At 74.5% G+C, this 25476-nt stretch carries 23 protein-coding genes; 11 read left to right on the top strand and 12 right to left on the bottom strand.

Going from position 1 to position 25476, the window contains the following annotated elements; translation table 11 throughout:
- Nucleotides 1–25: 25 nt before the first annotated feature.
- Complete coding sequence (gene pgi / locus ABIE39_RS06875; protein WP_175009319.1) at nucleotides 26–1753, bottom strand: glucose-6-phosphate isomerase; 1728 nt, start codon at nucleotides 1751–1753, stop codon at nucleotides 26–28.
- Nucleotides 1754–1963: 210 nt separating this feature from the next.
- Here pgi and ABIE39_RS06870 point away from each other — a divergent pair, with 210 nt between their 5' ends.
- Nucleotides 1964–2542, top strand: coding sequence for a dienelactone hydrolase family protein (locus tag ABIE39_RS06870; RefSeq protein ID WP_074803313.1), 579 nt, complete (start codon nucleotides 1964–1966; stop codon nucleotides 2540–2542).
- 27 nt (nucleotides 2543–2569) lie between these two features.
- On the opposite strand, the gene ABIE39_RS06865 is transcribed toward ABIE39_RS06870, so the two are convergent.
- From ABIE39_RS06865 to ABIE39_RS06855, 3 genes are all read right to left on the bottom strand, one after another.
- The gene (locus ABIE39_RS06865; protein ID WP_354051023.1) at nucleotides 2570–3775 is read right to left on the bottom strand and encodes a GNAT family N-acetyltransferase; all 1206 of its coding nucleotides are present in this window, start codon (nucleotides 3773–3775) and stop codon (nucleotides 2570–2572) included.
- A complete protein-coding gene (locus ABIE39_RS06860) occupies nucleotides 3772–4956 on the bottom strand; it encodes a GNAT family N-acetyltransferase (protein ID WP_354051021.1) in 1185 nt (394 codons plus the stop codon). Before ABIE39_RS06860 ends, ABIE39_RS06865 begins: the two co-directional genes overlap by 4 nt.
- A 128-nt stretch (nucleotides 4957–5084) precedes the next feature.
- The gene (locus ABIE39_RS06855) at nucleotides 5085–5351 is read right to left on the bottom strand and encodes a GlsB/YeaQ/YmgE family stress response membrane protein (protein WP_009865881.1); all 267 of its coding nucleotides are present in this window, start codon (nucleotides 5349–5351) and stop codon (nucleotides 5085–5087) included.
- 170 nt (nucleotides 5352–5521) lie between these two features.
- On the opposite strand from ABIE39_RS06855, the gene ABIE39_RS06850 reads away from it, so the two are divergent.
- Complete coding sequence (locus tag ABIE39_RS06850; RefSeq protein WP_175009368.1) at nucleotides 5522–5899, top strand: S4 domain-containing protein; 378 nt, start codon at nucleotides 5522–5524, stop codon at nucleotides 5897–5899.
- A gap of 131 nt (nucleotides 5900–6030) precedes the next feature.
- Here ABIE39_RS06850 and ABIE39_RS06845 read toward each other — a convergent pair whose 3' ends face one another.
- The 3 genes from ABIE39_RS06845 to ABIE39_RS06835 form a co-directional block, all read right to left on the bottom strand.
- Nucleotides 6031–6759: a lytic polysaccharide monooxygenase gene (locus ABIE39_RS06845; RefSeq protein WP_354051018.1), complete on the bottom strand. Its 729-nt coding sequence runs from the start codon at nucleotides 6757–6759 to the stop codon at nucleotides 6031–6033.
- A gap of 241 nt (nucleotides 6760–7000) precedes the next feature.
- On the bottom strand, nucleotides 7001–7753 hold the full coding sequence (locus ABIE39_RS06840; protein ID WP_128957721.1) for a lytic polysaccharide monooxygenase: 753 nt from the start codon (nucleotides 7751–7753) through the stop codon (nucleotides 7001–7003).
- A gap of 327 nt (nucleotides 7754–8080) precedes the next feature.
- Nucleotides 8081–8659, bottom strand: a complete 579-nt coding sequence (locus ABIE39_RS06835; RefSeq protein WP_175009315.1) for a 1-acyl-sn-glycerol-3-phosphate acyltransferase — start codon at nucleotides 8657–8659, stop codon at nucleotides 8081–8083.
- 149 nt (nucleotides 8660–8808) lie between these two features.
- Between ABIE39_RS06835 and ABIE39_RS06830 the strand changes: the two genes are divergently transcribed.
- The 3 genes from ABIE39_RS06830 to ABIE39_RS06820 are packed head-to-tail and all read left to right on the top strand — an operon-like array spanning nucleotide 8809 to nucleotide 12418.
- Complete coding sequence (locus ABIE39_RS06830) at nucleotides 8809–10023, top strand: ROK family transcriptional regulator (protein ID WP_354051016.1); 1215 nt, start codon at nucleotides 8809–8811, stop codon at nucleotides 10021–10023.
- Nucleotides 10020–10964 (top strand): ChbG/HpnK family deacetylase, encoded by a 945-nt coding sequence (locus ABIE39_RS06825; RefSeq protein ID WP_354051014.1) that lies wholly within the window; start codon nucleotides 10020–10022, stop codon nucleotides 10962–10964. The genes ABIE39_RS06830 and ABIE39_RS06825 overlap by 4 nt, the downstream gene beginning before the upstream one ends.
- Entirely contained in the window at nucleotides 10961–12418 is a 1458-nt protein-coding gene (locus tag ABIE39_RS06820) for an MFS transporter (protein WP_354051013.1), read from the top strand. The genes ABIE39_RS06825 and ABIE39_RS06820 overlap by 4 nt, the downstream gene beginning before the upstream one ends.
- Nucleotides 12419–12596: 178 nt before the next feature.
- Here ABIE39_RS06820 and ABIE39_RS06815 read toward each other — a convergent pair whose 3' ends face one another.
- Complete coding sequence (locus ABIE39_RS06815) at nucleotides 12597–13136, bottom strand: MarR family transcriptional regulator (protein ID WP_175009312.1); 540 nt, start codon at nucleotides 13134–13136, stop codon at nucleotides 12597–12599.
- Nucleotides 13137–13226: 90 nt separating this feature from the next.
- Between ABIE39_RS06815 and ABIE39_RS06810 the strand changes: the two genes are divergently transcribed.
- Together ABIE39_RS06810 and ABIE39_RS06805 are read left to right on the top strand one after the other, a co-directional pair.
- Entirely contained in the window at nucleotides 13227–14174 is a 948-nt protein-coding gene (locus ABIE39_RS06810) for an LLM class flavin-dependent oxidoreductase (RefSeq protein ID WP_354051011.1), read from the top strand.
- Nucleotides 14171–16510: an LLM class flavin-dependent oxidoreductase gene (locus tag ABIE39_RS06805; protein ID WP_354051009.1), complete on the top strand. Its 2340-nt coding sequence runs from the start codon at nucleotides 14171–14173 to the stop codon at nucleotides 16508–16510. The genes ABIE39_RS06810 and ABIE39_RS06805 overlap by 4 nt, the downstream gene beginning before the upstream one ends.
- Nucleotides 16511–16563: 53 nt before the next feature.
- Here ABIE39_RS06805 and ABIE39_RS06800 read toward each other — a convergent pair whose 3' ends face one another.
- Nucleotides 16564–17790 (bottom strand): benzoate/H(+) symporter BenE family transporter, encoded by a 1227-nt coding sequence (locus ABIE39_RS06800; RefSeq protein ID WP_354051007.1) that lies wholly within the window; start codon nucleotides 17788–17790, stop codon nucleotides 16564–16566.
- Between the two features lie 83 nt (nucleotides 17791–17873).
- Here ABIE39_RS06800 and ABIE39_RS06795 point away from each other — a divergent pair, with 83 nt between their 5' ends.
- Nucleotides 17874–18545, top strand: coding sequence for a helix-turn-helix domain-containing protein (locus ABIE39_RS06795; protein ID WP_354051005.1), 672 nt, complete (start codon nucleotides 17874–17876; stop codon nucleotides 18543–18545).
- On the opposite strand, the gene ABIE39_RS06790 is transcribed toward ABIE39_RS06795, so the two are convergent.
- The 3 genes from ABIE39_RS06790 to ABIE39_RS06780 form a co-directional block, all read right to left on the bottom strand.
- Entirely contained in the window at nucleotides 18505–19788 is a 1284-nt protein-coding gene (locus ABIE39_RS06790; protein WP_354051003.1) for a PrsW family intramembrane metalloprotease, read from the bottom strand. The two genes, ABIE39_RS06795 and ABIE39_RS06790, sit on opposite strands and share 41 nt — an antisense overlap.
- Nucleotides 19789–19939: 151 nt before the next feature.
- The gene (locus tag ABIE39_RS06785) at nucleotides 19940–20359 is read right to left on the bottom strand and encodes an LbetaH domain-containing protein (protein ID WP_034652356.1); all 420 of its coding nucleotides are present in this window, start codon (nucleotides 20357–20359) and stop codon (nucleotides 19940–19942) included.
- Nucleotides 20360–20971: 612 nt separating this feature from the next.
- Complete coding sequence (locus ABIE39_RS06780; RefSeq protein ID WP_074803276.1) at nucleotides 20972–21973, bottom strand: LacI family DNA-binding transcriptional regulator; 1002 nt, start codon at nucleotides 21971–21973, stop codon at nucleotides 20972–20974.
- Nucleotides 21974–22164: 191 nt separating this feature from the next.
- Here ABIE39_RS06780 and ABIE39_RS06775 point away from each other — a divergent pair, with 191 nt between their 5' ends.
- From ABIE39_RS06775 to ABIE39_RS06765, 3 genes are read left to right on the top strand one after another with little or no spacing between them, the layout of a single operon-like run.
- Nucleotides 22165–23454, top strand: a complete 1290-nt coding sequence (locus tag ABIE39_RS06775) for an extracellular solute-binding protein (protein WP_175009307.1) — start codon at nucleotides 22165–22167, stop codon at nucleotides 23452–23454.
- Between the two features lie 8 nt (nucleotides 23455–23462).
- Nucleotides 23463–24491: a carbohydrate ABC transporter permease gene (locus ABIE39_RS06770; RefSeq protein WP_108050371.1), complete on the top strand. Its 1029-nt coding sequence runs from the start codon at nucleotides 23463–23465 to the stop codon at nucleotides 24489–24491.
- Nucleotides 24491–25384 (top strand): carbohydrate ABC transporter permease, encoded by an 894-nt coding sequence (locus tag ABIE39_RS06765; RefSeq protein WP_021482535.1) that lies wholly within the window; start codon nucleotides 24491–24493, stop codon nucleotides 25382–25384. The genes ABIE39_RS06770 and ABIE39_RS06765 overlap by 1 nt, the downstream gene beginning before the upstream one ends.
- The last annotated feature ends 92 nt before the right edge of the window (nucleotides 25385–25476 follow it).

The following is a 25476-nucleotide window of genomic DNA, read 5'->3' as shown; positions in this document are numbered from 1 at the left end:
TCCCCGAGCTCGGGCGGGGCGCAGGCTAGCCGCGCAGGTCGAGGTAGCGGTCGATGAGGGCCGCGGTGCTCGGGTCCTGCGCGGCGAGGGCGTCCTCGTCGCCCGCGACGGCCGGCGCGATCTCGAGCGCGAGCTTCTTGCCGAGCTCGACGCCCCACTGGTCGAAGCTGTCGATGCCCCACACGACGCCCTGCACGAACGTGATGTGCTCGTAGAGCGCGATGAGCTGGCCCAGGACCGACGGCGTGAGCGCGGGCGCGAGGATCGACGTCGTCGGGCGGTTGCCCGGGAACGTGCGGGCGCTCACGAGGTGCTCCGCGGTGCCCTCGGCGCGGACCTCGTCCGCCGTCTTGCCGAACGCGAGCGCCTTCGTCTGGGCGAAGAAGTTCGCGAGGAACAGGCCGTGCACGTCCGCGCCGGGCTGCACCGCGCCGCCGTCGCCCACCGCGTCGACGAGGGGGTGCGCGGGGTTCGCGACCGCGATGAAGTCGGCCGGGATGAGGCGCGTGCCCTGGTGGATGAGCTGGTAGAACGCGTGCTGGCCGTTCGTGCCCGGCTCGCCCCAGAAGATCTCGCCCGTCTCCGTGGTCACGGGGGAGCCGTCCCAGCGCACGCGCTTGCCGTTGGACTCCATGGTGAGCTGCTGGAGGTACGCCGGGAAGCGGTGCAGGTACTGCGCGTACGGGAGCACGGCGTGCGTGTGCGCGTCGAGGAAGTTCACGTACCAGACGTTGAGCAGCCCCATGAGGACCGGGACGTTGCGCTCGAACGGCGTGCGGCGCACGTGCTCGTCGATCGCGTGGAAGCCCGCGAGCAGCTCGGCGAACCGGTCCGGCCCGATCGCGATCGCGAGCGACGTGCCGATCGCGGAGTCGACGGAGTAGCGTCCGCCCACCCAGTCCCAGAACCCGAACGCGTTCGCCGGGTCGATCCCGAAGGCCGCGACCTTGTCGAGCGCGGTCGAGACGGCGACGAAGTGCTGCGCGACGGCGGCCTGCCGGGCCTCGTCCGTGTCCTCGATCGCGCCGACCGCCGCGAGCTCCGTCCACAGCCAGTCGCGCGCGAGGCGCGCGTTGGTCAGGGTCTCGAGCGTGCCGAACGTCTTGGACGCGACGATGAACAGCGTGGTGCGCGGGTCGAGGCCCGCCGTCTTCTCCGCGACGTCCGTCGGGTCGATGTTCGAGACGAACCGGACCTCGATGTCCTGGTGCTTGTACGGGAGCAGCGCCTCGTACGCCATGACCGGCCCGAGGTCGGAGCCGCCGATGCCGATGTTCACGACCGTGCGCACGCGCTCGCCCGTGACGCCCGTCCACTCGCCCGAGCGGACCTGGTCCGCGAACGCGTACACCTTGGCGAGCTCCGCGTGCACGTCCGCGTCGACGTCCTGACCGTCGACGACGAGGTGCTCGTCGTCGCCCAGCGGGGTCGGCCGGCGCAGGGCCGTGTGCAGGACGGCGCGGTCCTCCGTGACGTTGATGTGCTCGCCCGTGAACATCGCCTCGAGGCGGTCGTCGAGGTGGACCTCCTCGGCGAGTCGCACGAGCAGCTCGAGCGTCTCGTCGGTGACGAGGTTCTTCGACAGGTCGACCGTGAGGTCGGCCGCCTGGTGCGTGAGGCGGCGCGCGCGGTCCGGGTCGGCCGCGAACCAGGTGCGCAGGTCCGGCTCCACGGTGTCGCGGTGCACGGTCAGCGCGGTCCAGGACGGCGTGGTGGTGGGGTCGATCGGGGGCGGCACGGGCTGCGAGGTCATGACCACCAAACTACTGACCGACGTCGGCCCTCGCCCACCCCGACCGTCCCGCGGTCCATGGTCCGGCGGCCTGACGAACGGCCGTCGCAGGTCCCTGGACCCCGGGCGCGCGTGGGCAGGGCGCGCGACGATGGGGGTCGTGCGCCGTCGGGCGCGCACCGGGCGGCGACGCCGTCGCACGGCCCACGAGCGACGATCGGAGGAGGGACCATGGCGGAGGTCGTGCTGTTCCACCACGTGCAGGGACTGACGGAGGGCGTGCGGACGCTCGCGGAGACGCTGCGCGGCGCGGGGAACGTCGTGCACACGCCCGACCTCTTCGAGGGGCGCACGTTCGCGACCCTCGACGAGGGCATGGCGCACGTGCAGGAGCTCGGCTTCGGGACCGTGCTGGAGCGCGGCCGGGCCGCCGCGGACGGCTACGACGCGGGCGTCGTCTACGCCGGGGTCTCCCTCGGCGTCCTCCCCGCCCAGATGCTCGCCCAGACGCAGCCGGGCGCCAAGGGCGCGGTGCTCCTCGAGGCGTGCGTGCCCGTCTCCGAGTTCGGCGACGCGTGGCCCGACGCCGTGCCCGTCCAGGTGCACGGGATGGACGCGGACCCGTCGTTCGCGGGCGAGGGCGACCTCGACGCCGCGCGCGAGCTCGTGGAGTCCACGCCCGACGCCGAGCTGTTCGTCTACCCCGGCGACCGCCACCTCTTCACGGACCCGAGCCTGCCGTCGTACGAGCCGGAGGCCGCCGCGCTCGTCACCGAGCGGGTGATCCGCTTCCTCGACGGCATCCGCTGAGCGGTCGGGTCGCGGCGACCCCCGGGGTCAGGACGCGCTGCCGGGCTCCGGTGCGGGCACCGGTCCCGGCGCAGGGCCGGGGGAGGCGTCGAGCACGAGCTGCCACTCCGCCTCGACGCCCGCGGGCGCGAAGCCCAGCGCGACGTTGATCGCGAGCATGTGCCGGTTCTCCTCTGCGTTCCACGTGTGCACGCGGCGTGCCGACGGCCGGCTCCGCGCCAGCTCGTCGAGCACGGCGACCTTGACGAGCAGGCCCAGGCTGCGCCCGCGGTGCTCGCGGAGCACGAGCGTGTCCTCCTGGAACACGACCTCCGGCCGGTCGCGGGGGTACGCGACCATCGAGAACGCCGCGAGCGTGCCCGACGCCGTGTCCTCCGCCGCGGCGACGACGTAGCCCTGGCCGCGGGAGTGGATCTCCCGGGAGAAGGTCCGGACGCGCTCCGCGTCCCACGGGTCCTCCGCCAGGTCGAGGCCGCCGCTCGGGGCGTCGGTGCTCATGCGCGTCTCGAGCACCGCGAGCTGGTCGAGCCACTCCTCGGGGACCTCGTCCGTCCACACGTGCACGCGGTACCCGGCCGCCCGCGCCGTCGCCGCTTCGCGCAGCGGGTCGAGCACGGCCGACGGCATCGGGAGCGCGAGCACGGAGTGCCGCATCACCTGCTCGAGCGTGAAGCCGCGGTGCAGCGCGAAGGTCGTGGCGTCGTCGTGCGCCGGGACGCGTCCGCTGCCCGTGGGCGCCTCGATCGCACCCGGGCCGGGCGGCGGCTCCGGGGCGAACGACGAGTCGGACTGGATCACCCGCCGGCCCTCCGCGCGCGCGACCTCCAGCGCCGCCTCCCACAGCGCGGTGCCGACGCCGCGGCGCCGGTGCGCCGGGTCCACGCCTACGTAGACGAGCGCCGTGTGCGTGCTGCCCTGCTGCGGGAGCGCCACCATCGACCGTCCGACGACGTCCTCCGGCCGGGGGGTCGAGCCGAGCGGGGCGTCGTCGAGCACCGCGACCCACCGCAGCACGCGGCGGTAGCCCGCGCTGGCGACGGTGGACGCGACCGTGGCCGCGTCGAGCACGAGGTCGGTGTGGCCGTGGATCGCGCGGTCGATCGCGTCGCCCACCCGGACCGTGCCGTGGACGGCCCAGGCGTCGGGCCCGTCGAGGTGCCCCGGGACGGGCTCGATGCGCACGCGCCCGTCGCGGGCGGCGGGAATGGTCGGTCCTGCGTGCGGTGCGGTCACTCGCCGTCCTCCGGGGTCGTCCTGCGCTGCCACGCGGCCCAGACGCCCGCGGGGCGGAAGCCGAGCGCGACGTTGATCGCGAGCATGTGGTCGTTCTCCTGCGCGTTCCACGTGTGGACGCGTCGGGTGCCGGGGCGCTGCGCCACGAGCGCGTCGAGGTTGGCGACCTTGACGAGCATTCCGAGCCGGCGCCCGCGGTGCTCGCGCAGCACGAGCGTGTCCTCTTGGATCGCGAAGTCCTCGCGCCCGCGCGGGTGGACGAGCACGGTGAACGCCGCGAGCGTGCCCGACGGCACGTGCTCGGCGGCGCACACGAGGAACGCGTCGTCCTTCTCGGCCTGCTGCTGCACCCACGTCCGCACGCGCCGCGCGTCCCACGGGTCCTCGCCGTAGTCGACGCCACCGGTCGGCGCGTCGGTGCTCATGCGCGTGAAGAGGACCGCGACCTGGTCGGCCCAGGCCGCCGGCACCTCGTCGGTCCAGGTGTGCAGGCGGTAGTCGCTGCCCGCCGCGGCCCGGGAGCCGTCGCGGTGCGTGTCGAGGACCGCGGGCGCGACCGGGAGGTCGAGCACCGAGTGCCGCTCGACCTGCTCGAGCACGTACCCGTGGGCGAGCAGGAAGCGCGGCCCCGGGGCGTCCGCGGGGACCCGGCCCGCGCCCGTCGTGGCCTCGAGCGCGCCGGGACCGGGCGGCGGCTCCTCCCCGTGGTTCGTGTCCGAGAAGAGCACGGTGCGCCCCGCGTCGAGGTTCAGGCGCTCGCCGAGCGCGAGCAGCGCGCCCCCCACGCCGCGGCCGCGCTCGGCGGGACGCACGACGGCGTAGGACTCGCCCAGGTGCTCGTTGCTCGTGACCGGGCGCGTCACGAAGAGGTGCGCGACGACCTCCGGCACCGCGGGCGGGACGCCCTGCTCGTGCCACGTGGCCGCCGCGGCGGAGCGCACGACGACGAACCGGCGCTTCGCCGAGTACTCCTGGTGGGCCATGCCCGTGAAGATCTCGCGGGGTGGCAGCGCGAGGTCGTCGTAGCCGTGCACCTCGAGCTCGTGCTCGCGGCCGACGTCCGCGACGGCGAGGTAGGCCCACGCCTCGGGCGCGTCGAGCGACGCGGGGTGCGGGGCCTCGACGAGCGTGTACCCGCGCGGGAGGGAGACGTCCGGGACGGGAGGGGCGACGGCGCTCATGGGTCCAGCGTGTCCGGCGCACGGGCGGCGCGTCCACGGCAATACGCCCCGGGAACGCACGGACGGCCCGGTCCCCCTGAGGGGACCGGGCCGTCCGAGGAAGCGGGCCGCCGGTGCGGCCGACGCCGTCAGGCGCGCTTGCGGTTGGTGAACCAGGACCAGATGAACACCACGATGATGGAGCCGATGAGCGCGAAGCCCCACGTGCCGAGGTCGAAGAACTCCTCGTTGACGTCGGTGCCGAACACCGCCGAGGCGATGAACCCGCCGAGCAGGGCGCCCACGATGCCCAGCAGCAGGGTGACGATCCAGCCGCCCTTCTGCTTGCCCGGCACGATCGCGCGGGCGATGGCACCCATGATGAGGCCGATGAGGATCCAGCCGATGATGCCCATGTCACGTCTCCGTTTCCCGTAGGGACAGATCCGGCCAAAAGGACTCTTGCCCCGAATGACCTGGCACCACCGTGGCACGGGTGCCCGGTTCTCGCACGCCGACGGCGGTCTGCGGGCCGCACGGCCCCGCCGGTACCGCGCCGCGCGCGGTCTCGTAGGCTCGGAGGGTGGTGACGACCGAGGCGACGAGCGCGCGCGTCGACAGCTGGCTCTGGGCCGTCCGCGTGTTCAAGAGCCGCTCGCAGGCGACGGCCGCCGTGAAGGCCGGGCACGTGCGCGTCAACGGCGAGCGCGCGAAGCCCGCGACGAGCGTGAAGGTGAAGGACCGCGTCGTCGTGCGGGGCGGTCCCGTGGAGCGGATCCTCGTCGTCGAGAAGGTGCTCGTGAAGCGGGTGTCCGCCACCCTCGCCGCGCAGGCGGTCGACGACCAGAGCCCGCCCCCGCCGCCCCGCGAGCTCACCGTGCGCGTCGCCGTCCGCGAGCGCGGCGCAGGCCGTCCCACGAAGCGCGAGCGCCGCGACCTCGACCGGCTGCGGGGCCGGGGCTGACCCCCGGGCGCCTCTGACCCGGGACCGCGCCCGTCGCGCGCGACGGCCGGCGGTCGCGTGCGTGCACGCGTCCGCCGGCCGTCGGCAGTACTGTCGGGATGGCTGTCGGGATGGCTCCCGGGATCAGTGCGTCAGCAGGCCCCGAGGTCCTTCCAGACGCCCCACTGGCCGCTCTGCGACGGGTTCTCGCCCGTCGTCCACCACTTGGCCTGGTAGTTGCGGCCGGAGTACGAGACGTTCGCGCCGCCGACGTACGCGGCACTCGCCGACCACGCCGGGGCCGAGCACGTGCCGGGGTTGCCCGGGTTCCCGGGGTTCCCCGGGTTGCCCGGGTCGGTCCCGCCGCTGCCGATCTTCAGGTCGACGCAGTTGTAGAACGCGTTGACCGTGTTCGACACGTTCCAGCGCGCGAGGATCGTGTGGTTGCCCTCGGGCAGGCCCGTCAGGGTGTGGGAGATGTTGCTGGGCGGCTGCGCGCCGTTCTGGTTGAACGTCTTGAACAGCACGCCGTCGACGAAGTACTCCCACGTGCTCGTGTTGTGCGCCGCGGTGAGCTTCCACTGGAACGTGACCGACGTGCCGGTCTGCGTGCGCGGCCAGGGCTTGCTCGCGTCGTCGAGGATGCTGAAGCCGCTGCCGCCCGAACACTGCATCGAGCCCTTGGGCGCCTCGACGGACTGGGGCTCGTACTTGATCGAGCCGCAGTCGAAGGACGTCGTGCCCTTCGCGCAGTGGTCCTGCCGGCTCGGCGGCGACGTGATCCAGCCGTGCGCGCTCGCGCTGGGCGCGACGGCCACGGGCGCGATGATCGCGACCGCGCCGACGACGGCTGCCAGGAGTACCGCTCTCAGTCTTCGCATGAGATGTCTCGCTCTCCATCCGGTGGTGCGTGGGTCCTGCGGCGCGCTTCCTCGCGGGCCGCTTCTCGGATCGGGCACCTCGACGCTACGAAACGGGCGGAGAGCCGGACAATTGGGCAAAGCCCGTACGTGCTTCCGCGTACGCGCGCCGGGCGCGCCCTCGTCGCCGGGTCGGCGACGCACGACGGCGGGTGGCCTCGCCCGTCGGACGAGACCACCCGCCGTCGCGGGGTTCAGCAGGTCAGCAGGCGCCGATCAGCTTCCACGGGCCCCATGCCTCGGAGCCGGGGACGTTGTTCTGCGTCCACCACTTCGCCTCGTACACGTTGCCCGCGTACGAGACCTTCGCGCCGCCCGTGTAGGTCGACGTCGCGGCCCACGCGGGGTCCGCGCAGGTGCCCGGCGTGCCGCCGCCGGGGGTGCCGCCCTCACCAGGCGTGCCGCCGCCGGGGGTGCCCCCGCCGGGGTTGGTGCCGTCGGCCGTGACGGTCAGATCGACGCAGTTGTAGAACGCGTTGACCGTGTTCGACACGTTCCAGCGCGCGAGGATCGTGTGGTTGCCGAGCGGCAGGCCCTTGAGGGTGTGCGAGATGTTCTTGGGGGGCTGGACGCCGCCGCCGTCGAACGTCGCGAAGAGCTGGCCGTCGACGAAGTACTCCCACACGCTCGTGGCGTGGTTCGCCGTGAGGTTCCACTGGAACGTCACGTCGCGGCCCGTGGTCGTGCGGGGCCAGGGCTTGCTCGCGTCGTCGAGGATCGCGTAGCCGCTGCCGCCGGAGCACTTCATCGAGCCCTTGGGGGCCTCGACGGACTGCGGCTCGTACTTGATGGAACCGCAGTCGAAGGACGTGGTGCCCTTCGCGCAGTTGTCCTGCCGGCTGGGGGGAGAGGTGATCCAGCCGTGCGCCGAGGCGCTGGGGGCGATCGCGATCGGGGCGATGATCGCGGTCGCGCCCACGACGGCGGCGAGGAGCGCCGCGCGGAGTCGCTTCATCGGGGGACTCGCTTCCTGTGTCGGGGGAGGGCCGACGTCGTGCGGAGCCCGCACCGTCGACCGTGACGAGGGGACCGTATGCAGGTGGAGGACGAGGCTCCAACGCCTACGCAGGGCCGCTCCGGAGTACGGGATGTCCCGTACGCGACGTCCTGCGGAGGGCGTCTTCGTGCGGCTCGACCAGGGTCCAGAACCCTCCCGCGAGGTGCCCGGGGCATCCGTCCGGCGGATGAAGAGTGTGGGGACTACGTAGGGCGCCGGGGCACCGGACGTGACGGTGGCCCGAAGCTGGACGAGCGTCCGAGAGCGCGGGCGTCGGGCTGCCCGTCAGGCGGGCGCGTCCTCCTCGCGCAGGCGCGGCTCGGTGCGCAGCGCGGGCCGGAGGCCCGACTTGTCGGCGTAGAACGCGCGCACGACGTCCATGTCGGCGCGCACGTCGCCGGTGAGGTCGATCGTCGGGCCGAGGCCCGTCGTCATCGTGGTGCGGTCCACGTAGCCGAGCGTGACCGGCAGGTGCGCCTCGCGCGCGATCCGGTAGAACCCCGACTTCCAGTACGACCCGGCGCCGCGCGTGCCCTCGGGCGTGACGACGAGCGAGAACACCTCGCCCGCCCGGAGGCGGCCGACGACGTCGTTCACCACCCGGCTCGGGTCGCGCCGGTCCACGGGGATGCCGCCCAGCGCGCGCATGAGCGGTCCCGCGGGACCGGCGAAGAGCGTGTGCTTGCCCAGCCAGCGCACGTGGATGCCCGTGCTCCAGGCGATCGCGAGCATGAGCACGAAGTCCCAGTTCGACGTGTGCGGGGCTCCGACGAGGAGGGTGGGCCGGCTCGTGTCGTACGGCTGCGAGCGCAGCCTCCACCGGCTGGTCGCCCAGAAGGCGCGGGCGAGGGCTCGGCGGATCACGACGTCACGCTACAGGGTGGGAGACGCGCGGCGGTCGCCGTCGACAACCGCAGACGGCGCGGTTAGTCTCCGGCGGGTAGGGAACTTCCCGCCCTACCTGCTCGGACCGGACATGTCCGCTCGACCACCCACTGCTCGACGGAGACCAGATGGACACCACTCCCGCCGGAACCCCCGCCCTCCTGCGCACCCTCAACGCGCGCGCCGTGCTCGACGTGCTCGGCACCGGAGCGCAGGTCGCGCGCCCCGACGTCGTCGCGGCGACCGGTCTGTCGAAGACGACCGTCGCGCAGACCCTGCGCGCGCTCGAGGCGACGGGCGTCGTCACGGAGGCGGGACTCGACCGGGACCGTCGGGGCCCGGCCGCGACGCTGTACCGGGTCGACCCGGACTACGCGTTCGGGCTGGGGATCGACGTCGCGCGCGACCGCGTGCGGGTCGCGCTCGTCGACGTCACGGGAGCGGTCCGTGCCCGCGCCGAGCGGCGCGACGTCCGGCCGACCCCGACGGCGCGCGCCCGCGCCGCGGCCGAGCTCGCGCGTGCGTGCATCACCGACGTCGAGGCCCGGCTGCCCGAGGGAGCGAGCGTCGAGGTGACGCGCGCCGTCGCGGCCGTGCCGTCGATCGTCAGCCCGGACCACGCGACGATCCGCCGGGTGCCGGGCTTCGAGAAGGGCGGCACGGACCTCCACGACGCCCTCGTCGACGCGCTCGGCTGCCCGGTGACGCTCGAGAACGACCTCAACCTCGCGGCGATCGCGGAGCAGCGCGACGGCGTCGCGGCCGGGGTCCGGACGTTCGTCGTGCTGGGGCTCGGCGACGGGTTCGGCGCCGGTCTCGTCCTCGACGGCCGTCTGCACCGCGGCGCGGCGGGCGGCGCGGGCGAGGTGTCGTTCCTCCCGCACCCCGGCCGGTCGCTCGGCTCGGAGACGCTCGGGGCGTCGTCGATCGCGGCGATCGCCAAGGAGAACGGCCTCCCGGACGACATCGCGGTCAAGGACATCGTGGACCGCGCAGCGCAGGGCGACGGCGCGTCCGGCGACGTGCTGGACGAGGTCGCGGAGCGCATCGGCGTCGTGGCGGCGGCCGTCGCGCTCGTCGTCGAGCCGGAGCTCTTCGTCCTCACCAACCACGCCGCGCGCCCCCCGATCGCCGAGCGCGTGCAGCGGTTCCTCGGCGAGAAGCTGGCCGTGCTGCCCGTGCGGGTCGTCCCGTCGGAGCTCTCGAGCGACGCCGTCGTCGTGGGCGCGGCCCGGTCCGCGAGCGACGCCCTGCGCGACGAGGTGTTCCGCGCCGCCGCGGCCCACTCCGCACCGGGCGAGAGCGGCGAGGCCGACGACGAGCACGCGGAGGCCGCGTCGTGACGACGCCCGCGGCGGGCGGGCCGCCGTCGGACATGGTGTCCCGGCTGGGCCTCGCGGGCGACGCGCGCGCCGTGATCCTCAACGCCGACGACTACGGCATGTGCCGGGCGGCGAACCGCGCGATCTCCGAGCTGCTCCTCGCGGGGCACCTCGACTCCGCGACCGTCATGGTGCCGTGCGGCTGGGCGCCGGACGCGCTCGCGTTCGCTGCGGCGCACCCCGTCGACGTCGGCGTCCACCTCGTGCTCACGAGCGAGTGGACGCGCTACCGGTGGCGGCCCCTCACGGGGGCGGGGACCTCGCTCGTCGACGCCGCGGGGTACTTCCCGCGCGACGTCCGCACCGTCGAGCAGCGGGCGCGCGCCGAGGACGTCGCGGCCGAGCTCGCGGCGCAGCTCGACGCGGCGCTCGCCGCCGGGGTCGACGTCTCGCACCTCGACAACCACATGGGCTCGGTCTACGGGCTCGAGACGGGGCGCTCGTTCCTGCCGCAGGTGTTCGAGCTCGCGGCCCGGCACGGGCTGCCGTTCCGCCTGCCGCGCACGACCGACGGGATGCTCCTGCCGCCCGGCGACTTCCAGCCGCTCCTCGACGAGGCGACCGCGGCGGCCGACGCGCTCGGGGTCGTGCTCGTCGACCGCCTGTGGACGCACCCGTTCGAGCTCGCCGGCGAGGGCACGGACGACGCGGAGGGCTACGAGGACGTCCGCGACGGCTTCCTCGACCTGCTGCGCCGCGTGCCGTCCGGCGTCACCGAGATCTACCTGCACCCCATGCTCGACGACGACGAGCTCGGCGACGTCGCCGACTATGCCGCGCCGAAGCGCGGGTTCGAGCGCCGCCTCCTCGCCGACCCGGCGGTCGCGGCCGTGGTGGCCGAGGAAGGCCTCGTCCGCGTCGGCTGGCGCGACCTGCGCGCGGTCCAGCGGGGCGAGCGATGAGCGCGCCGGCCGGGACGCCGTCGGGCACGGCGCCGAGCGGAGGGGCGCCGACCGGAGGGCTGCTGGCCCGCGTGCGGGACCGCCGCCTGGTGGGCGCGGCCACGCGTGCGCAGACCGTCGCCTACGGCGCGTCCGCGTTCCCCGCGAACCTGCTGCTCCAGACGTTCTCCGCGTTCGTCGTCTACTTCTACGTCGACCACCTCGGCGTGCCCGCCGGCTGGGTCGCGGGCGCCATGGTCGCGCACGGCATCCTCAACGCGGTGCTCAACCCGCTCGTCGGCGCGGCCTCCGACCGGCGCCGTACCCGCTGGGGCCGCCGCGTGCCGTGGATCGGGCTCGGCGTCGTGCCGCTCGTCGTCGCGTTCGCGCTCGTGTGGGTGCCGCCCGCGCTGAGCCCCACCGGGCTCGTCGTGTGGTTCCTCGTCGTCGTCGCCGTGTACGACGTCGCGTACGTCGTCGTCGTGCTCAACGTCTCCGCGCTGTTCCCCGAGATCTTCCGCACGACGGCGGAGCGCGCCCGCGGGAACGCGCCGCGCCAGATCTTCGGTCTCGTCGGCATGATCCTCGGCACCGCCGGCGCCCCGCTGCTGTACGGGACGCTCGGGTGGACGTGGATGGCGCTGCTGCTCGCCGTCGTGAGCCTCGGGTTCTTCGCGTGGTCCCTCGCCGGCATGGTCGAGCGCCCCGTCGACGTGGAGGCGGTGCGCGAGCGCGAGGCCGCCGTCGGGCTCGGCGCCCAGCTGCGCTACACGTTCGCGAACCGTGCGTTCGTCACCTACGTGCTCGGGTCGCTGCTGCTCCAGAGCACCACCGCGATCGTGCTCGCCGCCGTGCCGTTCTACGTGCGCTACGTGCTCGGCGGGGCGGAGGCCGACGCGACGTTCCTCCTCGCGCCGATCTTCGTCGCGGCCATCCCGGCGATCGTCGGGTGGTCGTGGGTCGTGCGCCGCATCGGCCCGCGCTCCACGATGCTGTGGGTCGTCGCCGTGTACGGGCTCGCGACGTGCCTCTACCTCGTGCCGACCACCGTGCTCGGCGCCGCGCTCGCGGGCCTGGCCGTCGGCGTGGGCGTGGCCGGGCTCATGCAGGTGCTCGAGGTCGCGCTCGCGCAGGTCATCGACGACGACGAGCGTCGTACCGGTCTGCGCCGCGAGGGCATGTACTTCGGCGCGAACGGGTTCGTCGTGCGCGGGTCCGTGATCGTGCAGGCCGTCCTCGTCGCGGCCGTGCTCTCCGCGAGCGGGTACGTCGAGGGCACGGGCGACGTCGTGCAGCCGGACGGCGTCGCGACGGGCGTGCGCCTCCTGCTCGGCGGCGTCCCCGCCCTCATCGCCGCCCTGGCCTTCGTGTGCTTCTGGTTCTACCCCCTGCGCGGCCGGGACCCCGAGGGCACCGACGCCGCCCTCGCCGACGCCGACGCGTCACCCACCGCCGCGGACCCCCTCCCGAGGTAGCCCCCCGCCCCGCGAGGTAGAGCCCCGGTCGGCCGAGGTAGAGCCCCGGTCACGCGAGGTAGAGCCGTAGTCGCGCGAGGTAGAGCCTCGGTCACGCGAGGTAGAGCCGTGGTTGCGCGCGAGGCGCACCACGGCTCTACCTCGGCGGACCCTGGCTCTACCTCGGCGGGCCCTGCCTCTACCTGGGCGGGGTGGTGGTGCCGCGGAGGGTGTGCTCGGCGACGGTGCACGGGTCGGTGCCGGCGTCGATGTCGCGGAGGTCGCACGCGACGCGGCGCATGAGGGTGCGGAAGGTGCCGCGCTCGTCGGGCGCGAGCATGTCGAGGAGCTGCTCCTCGGCGTCGTGCACGGCGGCGGCCCACCCCGCGAGACGACGGCGGCCCTCGGGCGTCGCGACGACGCGGCGGGCGCGGCGGTCGGCGGGGTTCTGCTGCCGCTCGACGAGGCCGGACGCGACGAGGTCGTCGACGAGGTACGTCATGACGGTGCGGTCGATGCCGTGGTGCTCGGCGAGCGCGAGCTGCGTGGGGTGGTCGCCCTGCGCGACGGTCACGAGGACCTGGTAGCCGCGCGTGCCGTGCGGGACGTCGTCGAGCGCCTGCTCGACGGTCGCGCGGTAGGCGCGCAGCAGGACGCCGAGGTGCCAGCCGAGGTCCTCGAGGCGGCCGGGGAGCTCGGCCGGGCCGGTGGGTGCGGCGGTCGTCGCGCTCGTGCTCATCCGCTCAGGGTACCGCGGGAATGCGGTTGCACCACCTATCTGTTCTCGATATGTTCTGCTCAACAACGTATCTTGAGATCGCGAGGAGCCATGCCCGACTACGGCCACGACCTGCGCTTCGGGTCCTTCGTCACGCCCACCGCCGCAGCGCCGCAGCAGGCGGTCGCGCTCGCGCAGCTGTCCGAGGAGGTCGGCCTGGACCTCGTGACCTTCCAGGACCACCCGTACCAGGCGGCGTTCCTCGACACCTGGACCCTGCTGTCGTGGGTCGCGGCGCGCACCGAGCGCATCCGCCTCGCGGGCAACGTGCTCAACCTGCCGCTGCGCCCGCCGGCCGTGCTCGCGCGCGCCGTCGCGAGCCTCGACCGGCTGTCGGGCGGGCGCGTCGAGCTCGGCCTCGGCGCGGGCGGGTTCTGGGACCCGATCGTCGCGATGGGCGGCGAGCGACTCACGCCGGGGCAGTCCGTCGACGCGCTCTCCGAGGGCATCGACGTCATCCGCGGGCTGTGGGACACGTCCACGCGCGAGCGCCTGGACGTGGGCGGGGCGTACCACCACGTCGACGGCGCCAAGCGGGGTCCCGCCCCCGCGCACGACGTCGAGATCTGGGTCGGGGCGCTCAAGCCCCGCATGCTGCGCCTCGTCGGTGCGCAGGCCGACGGCTGGCTCCCGTCGCTCGCGTACCTGCAGAGCTTCGAGGCGCTCGCGCAGGGCAACGCGACGATCGACGCCGCCGCGCAGGAGGCGGGCCGCGATCCGCGCGCGGTGCGTCGGCTCCTCAACGTCGGCGGGCGGTTCACCGCCGACGGCGGCGCCGGGTTCCTCCAGGGGTCGCCGCGGCAGTGGGCCGAGCAGGTCGCGGAGGTGGCGCTCGAGCACGGCGTGTCCACGTGGATCATCGGCGGCGGCGACCCGACGACGCTCGCCGTCGTGGGCCAGGAGGTCGCGCCCGCGGCGCGCGAGCTCGTCGCCGCGGCCCGCGGCACGACCGGCGGCGCGGCACCGGTCGGACCGACCGACGGCGGGGCCCGCGCATGACCGACTACGGCCACCCGCTCCGGTTCGGCACGTTCGTCACGCCGTCGGCGCAGGACCCGGAGGCGACGGTCGGGCTCGCGCGCCTCGCGGAGGACGCCGGCTACGACCTCGTGACCTTCCAGGACCACCCGTACCAGCCGCGCTTCCTCGACACGTGGACGCTGCTGTCGTACGTCGCGTCCGCGACGGAGCGCATCCACGTCGCGCCCGACGTCGTCAACGTCCCGATGCGCCCGCCCGCCGTCCTGGCGCGCGCGGCGGCGAGCCTCGACCTGCTCTCCGACGGTCGCGTCGAGCTCGCCCTCGGAGCGGGGGCCTTCTGGGACGCCATGGCGGCGATGGGCACGCGCCGGCTCACGCCGGGGGAGTCCGTCGACGCGCTCGCCGAGGCGATCGACGTGATCCGGGCGATCTGGGGCGAGGACGGCGACGGCGAGCTGTTCGTGCCCGGTCGGCACCACCGGCTCGACGGCGCGACGCCCGGCCCGGGCACCACGCGCCGCATCCCGCTCTGGCTGGGCGCGCTCGGCCCCCGGATGCTGCGCCTCGTGGGGGAGAAGGCCGACGGCTGGCTCCCGTCGCTGGGCCGCGCGGGCCTCGACGGGCTGCGCGCGGGCAACGCGCGCATCGACGAGGCGGCGGCCGCCGTCGGGCGCGACCCGCGCGAGGTGACGCGCCTGCTCAACGTGTCGGGCACGTTCGACGCGGTCCCGGAGGCGTCCGGCCTCGGGGGCGCCCCCGACCTCTCCGGGCCGCCCGCGGCCTGGGTCGAGCGGCTCCTGCCGCTCGTCCTCGACGAGGGCGTCTCCACGCTGATCCTCGCGACCGACGACGAACGCACCACCCGCCGGTTCGCGGAGGAGGTCGCGCCCGCCCTGCGCGACGCCGTCGACGCCGCGCGCGCGGAGCGGGGCACCGACACGTCGCGCGTCGTGCCGCTCGCCGTGCGGGCCGCGCGTCGCGACGGGATCGCGTACGACGACGTCCCCGCCGCGCTCGCGGAGCGCGCCGTCGAGCCGGGCGACGCCGCGTACGCGGGGGTGCGCTCGAACTACCTGCGCGGTGGCTCGCCGGGCCTCGTGCTGCGCCCGCGCGACACCGCGGAGGTCGTCGAGGCGCTCGCGTTCGCGCGCGCCCAGCCGGTGACGCGCCGGGTGCCGCTGTCCGTCCGCTCGGGCGGGCACGGCATCAGCGGGCGCTCCACGAACGACGGCGGCATCGTCCTCGACCTCGCCGCCCTCGACCAGGTGGAGGTGCTCGACGACGCCGCGCGCCTCGTGCGCGTCGGTCCGGGCGCGCGCTGGGGCGGGGTCGCCGCGGCGCTCGCGCCGCGCGGCTGGGCGATCACGTCGGGCGACTCCGGCGGTGTCGGGGTGGGCGGTCTCGCGACGGCGGGCGGCATCGGCTTCCTCGGCCGGGCGCACGGCCTGACGATCGACCACGTGCGCGCGGTCGAGGTCGTCCTCGCGGACGGCTCGGTCGTGCGCGCGAGCGACGACGAGAACGCGGACCTGTTCTGGGCCGTGCGCGGCGCCGGGGCGCAGGTCGGGATCGTCACGTCGTTCGAGCTCGTCGCGGACGAGGTGTCCGCGGTGGGGTTCGCGCAGATGGTGCACGACGCGTCGGACCTCGCCGGGTTCCTCGAGCGCTGGGGCGCCACGGTGGAGGCCTCGCCGCGGGACACGACGAGCTTCCTCGTCGTCGGGCGGCCGCGGCCCGGGCAGCCCGTCGTCGCGCAGTCGATGACGATGGTCGACTCGGACGAACCGGACACCGTCCTCGCGCGGCTCCAGCCGTTCGCGGCGATCTCCCCGCTGCTCGCCCGGGCGACGGCGCAGATCGTGCCGTACGACGCCGTCGTCTCCGCGCCCCCGCCCGGCCCGCACGGCGGGCAGGGCGAGCCCGTGTCGCGGTCCGGGCTGCTGGAGCACCTCACGCCGGAGGCGTCGGCACGGCTCGCGGGCCTCGTCGCCAGCGGGGACACGTACTTCTTCCAGATCCGCTCGACGGGCGGTGCGGCGTCGGACGTCCCCGCCGACGCGACGGCGTACGCGCACCGATCCGCGAACTTCTCGGTCGTCGCGATGGGGGCGAGCCGGTCCCGTCTCGACGCGCGGTGGGACGCGCTCGCCGACCTGTTCGACGGCATGTACCTCAGCTTCGACACCGACCTGCGCACCGAGCGGGTGACGGACGCGTTCCCGCCCGCGACCCTGGAGCGGCTGCGCGAGGTCAAGCGCCGCGTGGACCCGACGAACGTCTTCCGCGACAACCTGCCCGTCCTCGGGCCGCACCCGACGGACGAGCCGACGGGCGCCGTCGTCCCGCCGAGGTAGAGCCCCGGTCCGCCGAGGTCGAGGCGTGGTCACGACCACGCCTCTACCTCGCGCTACCGGGGCTCTACCTCGCGCTGTCGGGGTGCCGCCTCGGGGGTGGCGGGGGTGCGTGCCCGACGGCGCACGGTGAGCACCGCGTGGACGGCGAGGCCCGCGAGCACGGCCCAGAACGCGGCGCCGATGCCCGCGACGACCGTCCCGCTCGCGGCGACGAGGAACGTCACGACGGCCGCCTCACGGCCTCGTGGCTCGGCGACCGCGCCCGCGACGGCGGCGCCGAGCGTCCCGACGAGCGCGAGGCCGGCGGCCGCCTCGACGAGCCCGGCGGGCGCGGCCGCGACCAGCGCGGCGAGCCCGGCCGAGCCGACGGCGAGCACCAGGTAGGCCCATCCCGCGGTGTGCGCGGCGACCCATCGCCGTCGGGGGTCGGGGTGCGCCTCGGGGCCCGCCGCGAGCGCGGCGGAGATCGCCGCGAGGTTGATCGCGTGCCCGCCCGCAGCGGCGCCCGCGAGGGTCGCGAGGCCGGTGACGGTCATGGTCTCGCGCCACGGCACGCGGTAGCCGAACGAGGCCATGACCGCGACGCCCGGGACGTTCTGCGACGCCATCGTCACGACGTAGAGCGGCACGGCGAGCCCGACGACCGCCTGCCACGACAGCGTCGGGGCGGTGAGGTCGAGGCGGGGGACGGCGTCGGCCCAGGCGACGCTGCCGCTCCCCACGGCCTCGTACCCGACGATCGCGAGCGTGACCGCGAGCGCCGCCGGCGCGGCCCAGCGCGGCGCGACCCGCAGCAGCACGAGCCACGTGAGCACGACGGGCGCGACGAGCAGCGGCGTCGTGACGAACGCGCGGACGGGCGCGAGGCACAGCGTGAGCAGGACGCCCGCGAGCATCGCCTGGGCGATCGGGGTGGGGATCGCGGCGACGAGGTCGCCGAGCCGCGGCCAGAGCGCGGTGAGCAGCACGAGCCCGCCGACGACGCAGAACGCGCCCACCGCGGCGGGCCAGCCGCCCGCGACCGCGCCCGTGCTGACGAGCAGCGCGGCCCCGGGCGTGGACCAGGCGAGGGTGAGCGGGGTGCGGTGGCGCGTCGTCAGCCAGAGGATGCCGACGGCCTGCGTCACGCACAGGGCGAGCAGCCCGGACGCGGCCTGGTCGGGCGTGGCGCCGACGGCGCGCAGGCCCGCGAGCACGACGGCGAACGAGCTCGTGAAGCCGACGAGGGCCGTGACGAGCCCGGCGAGGACGGGGCGCAGGCGCTCCGGGTCGGGTTCCATGCTGCTCCAGCGGACGTGCCGAGCCGTTCTGTTCGCGGAACGTTACCAGAGCGGCCCGCGACGCTGCCGGTAGGCTGCCGCGCGTGAGCGACGGGGGAGCGCGGGCGAGCACGGGGGCGAGCGCAGGGTCGGACGACGGCCCGGGCGGTGGCGCCCCCGCGCCGTCGGACCGCCGCGGGGACGAGACCCTCGCCGCGGTCGCCGCCCAGATCCGGGCGCTGCGGGCCGAGCGCAGGCTGTCGCTGTCGGCGCTCGCGGCGGCGGCGGGCGTCGGCAAGGGCTCGCTCTCCGAGATCGAGCACGGCGCGCGCAACCCCACGCTCGCGACGCTCTACGCGCTCGCCGGGGCGCTCGGCGTCCCGCTCGCGACGCTCCTCGCCGAGCGGCCGGGCTCGGAGGTGTCGTCCGAGGGCGTCCGGGCCCGCCTCCTCGACGCCCACCACCTGCCCGACGGCACGGCCGTCGAGGTCTACCACCTGCACCTCGCGGCGTCCGCGGACCGCACGTCGCCGCCGCACGGGCCGGGCGTCGTCGAGCACCTGCTCGTGACTTCCGGCCGCGTGCGCGCGGGCCGTCGTGGTGCCGAGGCGGTGGTGACCGTGGGGGACGGCCTGCGCTGGGTGTCGGACGCCGAGCACTCCTACCGTGCGCTCGACGGCGCGCCCGTGGACGCGGTGCTCGTCATCCGCACCCCGCCGCGCGGCGGACGGTCCGCTACCGCAGGCCGGCTCCCGGCGCCCACGCGCCGGACGTGAACCCCGACGGCGCACCCGGCGACCACGGCGCCGGCGGCGGCTGCGGAGCCCGCACCAGGAACGCCTGGCGCGCCGTGAGCATGAGCTGCAGCAGCGCGCGCCGCTGCCCCTCGACGCGCCACGCCTCGACCGCGCCGCGCTCGACCCGGTCGTGGAGCAGCGCGAGCTCCGTCGCGGCCTGCTGGTAGTCGCGCATCGCGTGCGCGGCCCCCGCGCCACCGGTGCGACGCGCCCAGTCGCGCGCCTGACGGCGAGCGGCGAGCGTCGAGAGCATCGCGAGGTCGGCGGGCGTCACGAGGCCCGTCGGCACGTACGGGACGAGCTGGCGCCGGATCGTCGCGACCGTGCGGCGTCGGTCCCGGACGAGCAGGACGACCAGCGTGACCAGCACCCCGAGCCCGGCGAGGTACGCGATCCCGAGCGCGAGCGGGCCGAAGCCGGTCGAGGCGTTCCACAGCATGTGCAGGGCGATGGCCGCGGCGAGACCGCCGAGCGGCGCGAGCACGCGGCGCGGCCCGGGCGGGCTCGTGGCCGCGCTCGCGACGCCGAGGCCCGTGAGCGCCGTGCACAGCGGGTGCAGCAGGGGCGTGACGATCGCGCGCAGCACGAACGTGGGGCCGAGCGTGCCGTCCTGCGCGGCCATGATGAAGTACGTGACGTTCTCGACCGCCGCGAACCCGAGCGCGACCATCGCGGCGTAGATCACGCCGTCGGTCCAGCCGTCGATCTCGTGGCGCCGGAACCAGAGCATCCCGAACAGCACCGCGCCCTTGAGGATCTCCTCGACGAACGGCGCGCCGAACGACGCCACGACGTACCAGCCGACCTCCTCGCCGAACAGCGGCGCGGTGAGCAGCTCGAGGCCGAGCGTGTTGAGGATCCCCGCGACGAGCGTCGCGATCCCCGCGCCCCAGAGGAACGCGACGACGAGCGCGCTCGGCGGCTCGGGCTCCAGGCGGTCGAGCGCGAGCACGACGGGCACCCAGATGCCCAGCGGCACGAGCGCGAGCAGCAGCCCGACCGTGAACGTGCCCACCCCGGACAGCGCCGCGAGCACGAGGCCCACGAGCAGGCACAGGCTCGCGACGGCGATCGTCACGATGGCGCCGACGCGCGCGCGGCCCGGCGGCCGGCCCTCGAGCACGGCGCGCGGGTCGAGCGGGACGGCGGCACCCGCCGGGCCCAGCGGGTGCGGCGGCTGCTGGGGCGGGGGGACGGCCGGGCCGTGCGGCGGGAAGGTCACGGGCGGTAAGGCTACGCACCCGGCGGGCGGCGCGGGAAGGCGTCCGCCCGGCGCGCCGCGCGACGCGGCGCGCTCGGAGGCGTCGCCGGGGACGCCGTGGCGGACGACGCCCGTCGGCCCGTGGTGGTGGGGCCCGCCGGGAGAGGTGGGGCTACGCGGCGACGTCGTACCCGGAGCGGAGGCCGCCCCGGCGGCGGACGGTCGCGTCGTCGGGCACGATCTCGTCCGGCGGGACGACGGCGCCGGCCTCCACGAGCACCCGGCGCCCGACGCGCGCGCCGCTGCCCACGCGGGCGCGGTCGCCGACGCGTGCCTCGGGGGCGATGCGGACGTTGTCGCCGACGCGGACGTCGCGGCCGAGGACGACGTCCCGGTCGATCCAGGTGCCGTCGCCGAGCCGGCAGCCGTGGCCCACCACGGCGCCCTTCTCGACGTAGGTGCCCCACCCGACGGGCACGGACTCGGGGACGCGGGCGTGCGGCGACACGAAGCCACCGCCGGTGTGACGGTCGTAGTGCATGATCTCGCCGAAGTCGTTCTCGACCTGGACGCGGCGTGCGAGGCGGGCCACCTGACCTCCTCAAGGTCTGTCGACAGTGGTACTGGTGACATAACGACGACGGGGCGCCCAGGATTCCAACGCCGCCGCCCCGCCGAGGTAGGGCCTTGGCTTCGCGGGATAGAGCCGTGGTCCCGCGAGGTAGAGCCCGGGTCGCCGGGCCGACGGCGGGGGTCGCCCCGCCTTTCGTGTTCTCGCAGGCGAGAACCGCCCGGGCGACCTCCCGCGGCGGCGCCACGGTCGCCGGGCGCGGACCGACCGCCGTCGTGCCGAGCAGGTGGATCGGGTGCGTCCTGGCCGACGGACGCGCCGGAACCGCCTGCTCGCGCTGCCCGGATGACCTGGTCGGCCCACCCCCGGTCCCGACGGGCGACCTGGCCGCCCCGGGTGCCCGGCCGACGTCGGGCACGGCCAGCCTGGATGCTGCGGCGAGCCCGCGGCGTCGGGTGTGACCACGGCTCTACCGCGGAACTAGGGCTCTACCTCGGCCGACCAGGGCTCTACCCCGTGGGACCACGGATCTACCTCGGCGGGACCTCGCCTCTACCTCGGCCGACCAGGGCTCTACCTCGCGGGACCACGGCTCTCCCGCGCGATGGCGGCGCCGTCCTGCGGGCCGATGGGTCAGACGGCGCGGGTGGTGCCGCGGACGACGAGGGTCGTGGGGAGGCGGACGTGCGGCTCGCGCGTCCGGCCCTCGACGAGATCGACGATGAGCCGCAGGGCCTCGGTGCCCATGCGGTGGATGGGCTGGTCGACGGTCGTCAGGGGCGGGGTGGTGAGCGCGGACTCGGGCACGTTGTCGAAGCCGATGACGGAGACGTCGTCGGGCACGCGGAGGCCCAGCTCGGCGGCGACCTCCATGGTGCGGATCGCGGACAGGTCGTTGGCGGCGAAGATCGCGGTGGGACGCTCGGGGAGCGAGAGGAGCTCGTGCGCGGGGGAGTCCGCGAGGTCGGGGCGGTAGCCGCCGACGCGCACGAGGTCGGGGTCGAAGGCGATGCCCGCGTCGGCGAGCGCCTCGCGGTACCCCTGCTCGCGCAGGCGCGCGGACTCGAGGTCGGGGCGGCCGGCGAGGAAGCCGATGCGGCGGTGGCCGAGGTCGAGGAGGTGCTGCGTCGCGGTGCGGCCGCCGGCGAGGTTGTCGGAGTCGACGGTCGGGGGGTCGGACGGGCCGCGGTGCGGGTCGACGGCGACGACGGGGATCGAGCTGCCGGGCGCGACGACGGTGGGCGTGACGAGGATGGCGCCGTCGATGAGGGTGCCACCGAGGCGGGACAGGGAGCGCTGCTCCCAGCCGACGCGGTCGTCGCGGCGCAGCCCGCCGGAGTAGGCGAGGAGCTCGTACCCGGTCCCGTCGACGGCCTCGGAGATGCCCTTGAGGAGCTCGGTCGAGAACGGCTCGAACTCGGCGACGAGGATCCCGATGACGTTGGTCCTGCTGCTCCGCAGGCTCCTCGCGACGATCGACGACTCGTACCCGAGGTCGTCGATGACCGCCTGGACGTGGCGGGAGGTCTCGGGCGCGACGCCGTAGCGACCGTTGATCACCTTGGAGACGGTCGCGACGGAGACGCCGGCGGTGCGCGCGACGTCGCCGATCGTGACTCTTCCCGTGGAGCGCATGGGGATGACAGTAGCCCCTGGCGGGCGCCGTCGGAGGCCCGTGCCACGTCGTATGTAAAACGTTATCGATAACGATTGACACGACCGGGTCGCGGCTGCCAGAGTCGCTACCGGCGGCCCCACAGCGGTGGCGGCCCGGCGCGCTCGAGGCAGCGTGCGCCCCGGTGCGACTCGACGAAGAGGACGGAACGATGAAGGCTCGAAAGCTCCTGACGGCGACCGCCGTCGCCCTGGCGGGCACGCTCGTGCTCACGGCCTGCGGAGGCGGAGGCGACTCCGGCTCGGACGACGGCTCGGTCTCGATGACCTTCTGGCACAACTCCACGACCGGTGAGGGCAAGGCCTACTGGGAGGAGACGGTCGCGGCGTTCGAGGAGGCGAACCCCGGCGTCACGATCGAGATCCAGGCCATCCAGAACGAGGACATGGACGGCAAGCTCCAGACGGCCCTCAACTCGGGCGACGCGCCCGACATCTTCATGGCGCGCGGCGGCGGCAAGCTGGCCGACGTCGTGGAGGCCGGCCAGGCGATGGACCTCACCGACGCGATCGACGACACCACGCGCGAGGCCGTGGGCGACGCGGCGCTCAGCGCCTTCACGGTCGACGGCAAGGTCTACGGGATGCCGGTCTCGATCCTGCCGGGCGGCGTCTACTACAGCGAGGACCTGTTCGAGCAGGCCGGCGTGACGGCGAACCCGACGACGGTCGACGAGCTCGAGGGCGTCGTCGACCAGCTCAAGACGGCGGGCGTCGCGCCGATCGCGCTGGGCGCGAAGGACGCGTGGCCGGCCGCCCACTGGTACTACTTCTTCGCCCTGCGCGAGTGCTCGCAGGACACCATCAACACGGCGGCGAGCGAGCGCAGCTTCGACGACCCGTGCTGGCTCAAGGCCGGCGAGGACCTCCAGGCCTTCGCCGAGACCGAGCCCTTCAACCAGGGCTTCCTCACGACCTCCGCGCAGCAGGGCGCGGGCTCGTCCGCGGGCCTCATCGCGAACCACCAGGCGGCCATGGAGCTCATGGGCGCGTGGAACCCCGGCGTCATCGCGTCGCTCACGCCGGACGAGAAGCCGCTCGCGGACCTGCAGTGGTTCCCGTTCCCGGCGGTCGAGGGCGGTGACGGCGAGCCCGGCGCCATGATGGGCGGCGTCGACGGCTTCTCCTGCTCGGCCCAGGCCCCCGCCGAGTGCGCGGAGTTCCTCAACTTCATCATGTCGAAGGAGTCGCAGGAGGCGTACGCCACCGCGTTCCACACCCTGCCCGCGAGCAAGGAGGCGCAGGGCGTCGTGACGGAGCCCGCGCTCGTCTCGATCCTCGAGGCCTACAACGAGGCGCCGTACGTCACCGTCTGGCTGGACACGCTGTTCGGGCAGAACGTCGGCAACGCGCTCAACACCTCCGTGGTCAACCTGCTCGCCGGCAAGGGCACGCCGCAGGACATCGTCGACACGACGAACGCCGCAGCGGCCAAGGAGTAGCCGGAGCCATGACCGTGTCCCAGGGCGAGACCTCGCCGAGCACGACGACGCCCGAGGACCGGGCCGGGGGCGGCGCTGGCGCCGTGGCAGGGCCGCCCCCGGCCGCCGCGGCGCGGGCCCGCCGCCCGCGCCGCGGCCGCTGGGGCCAGCGAGCCGAGATCGCGGTGCTCGCCGGGCCGGCGCTCGTCGTCTTCCTCACGTTCGTCATCGTCCCCGTGCTGATGGCGGCGTACTACGGGTTCTTCAAGTGGAAGGGCTTCGGCCCGCCGACGGACTTCGTGGGGTTCGAGAACTACCTCACGATCTTCCGCGACCCCGAGTTCCTCGCGGCGCTGCGGCACAACGGGTTCATCGTGCTCATGTCGCTCGTGCTCCAGGGCCCGGTCGCGGTGGTCGTCGCGCTCATGCTCAACCGGCGCATGCGCGGCCGCTCGGTGGTCCGCGTGCTCGTGTTCGTGCCGTACGTGGTGTCCGAGGTGATCGTCGGCACGGGGTTCAGCCTCATGCTCTCGACGACCGGCGCCGTGAACGACCTGCTGGAGAAGATCGGCCTCGGGTTCCTCTCGGTCGACTGGCTCGCCGACCCCGACGTCGCGATCTGGACCCTGCTGCTCATCATCACGTGGAAGTACATCGGCTTCGCCGTGATCCTCTTCCTCGCGGGCCTCCAGGGCATCCCCGACGAGCTGGGCGAGGCCGCCGCGATCGACGGTGCGTCGTACTGGAAGGCGCAGCGCTACGTCACGCTCCCGCTGCTGGGCCCGACGGTCCGGATCTGGGCGTTCCTGTCGATCATCGGCTCGCTCCAGCTGTTCGACCTCGTCTACATCATCTGGGGCCAGTACGTGGCCTCGACGGCCGGCACGTCGACCATGGCGACGTACATGGTCGCGAACGGCCGCAACGCGGGGAACTACGGGTACGGCAGCGCGGTCGCGGTCGTCCTGTTCCTCATCTCCCTCGCCGTGGCGCTCGTGTACCAGCGGTACGTCCTGCGCCGTGACACCGAGGGCGCGATCACGGAAGGGAAGAAGTGATGGCCACCGTCACCGCCGTACCCGCGCCCGAGCGTGCCGCCGGCGTCAAGACCCCGAAGGAGCCGCGCGGCTCCGGCATCGGCCGGGGCGGCCCGCTGACCTACGTGGTCGCGTGGCTGCTCGTGGGCGTGTGCCTCGCGCCGATCGCGTACATCGTCGTCGGCGGGTTCCGCACCAACGCGCAGATCACGGCCGACCCGTCGGGCCTGCCCGACCCGTGGCAGGTCGTCAACTACGTCGAGGTCCTGTCGAGCTCGCTGTTCTGGCAGCAGCTCGGGAACTCGCTCGTCGCGGCGCTCCTGACGACGCTCGGCGTCGTGGTGCTCGGCCTCATGGCGAGCTACGTCATCGCGCGCTACTCGTTCGTGGGGCGCGGGGCGCTCTACGCGCTGTTCGCGGCGGGCCTGATGTTCCCCATGACGGTCGCGATCACGCCGCTCTACATCATGATCCGCTCGCTCGGGCTGATGAACTCCGTGGGCGGCCTCGTGCTCCCGCAGATCGCGTTCGCCCTCCCGACGACCGTCATCATCCTCGTGCCGTTCCTGCGCGCCATCCCGCGCGAGATCGAGGAGGCCGCGTCGATCGACGGCGCGAGCCGCCTCGGCTTCTTCTTCCGGATGGTCGTGCCGCTGTCCCTGCCGGGCGTCATCACCGTGGGGATCCTCGCGTTCGTCGCGAGCTGGAACAGCTACATGCTCCCGCTCTTCATCCTCAACGACGAGACGTCGTACACGCTCCCGCTGGGCGTGCAGGCGTTCGCGTCGCAGTACTCCGTGGACACCGCCCGCGTGCTCGCCTTCACGTCCCTGTCGATGATCCCCGCGCTCGTCTTCTTCTCGCTGTTCGAGCGGCGCATCGTCGGCGGCCTCACCGGCGCCGTGAAGGGCTGACCACGCCCGTCCGCACCCTGCCCCGTCCCGCGCCGTGCGCGGGACGGGGCCACCACCGAAGGAGAACGGTCCCGTGACCGACGTCGTCCCTG

This window comes from Cellulosimicrobium sp. 4261, assembly GCF_040546915.1.
GTDB lineage: Bacteria > Actinomycetota > Actinomycetes > Actinomycetales > Cellulomonadaceae > Cellulosimicrobium > Cellulosimicrobium cinnabarinum.
This window is presented reverse-complemented; position numbering and strand designations above follow the sequence as displayed.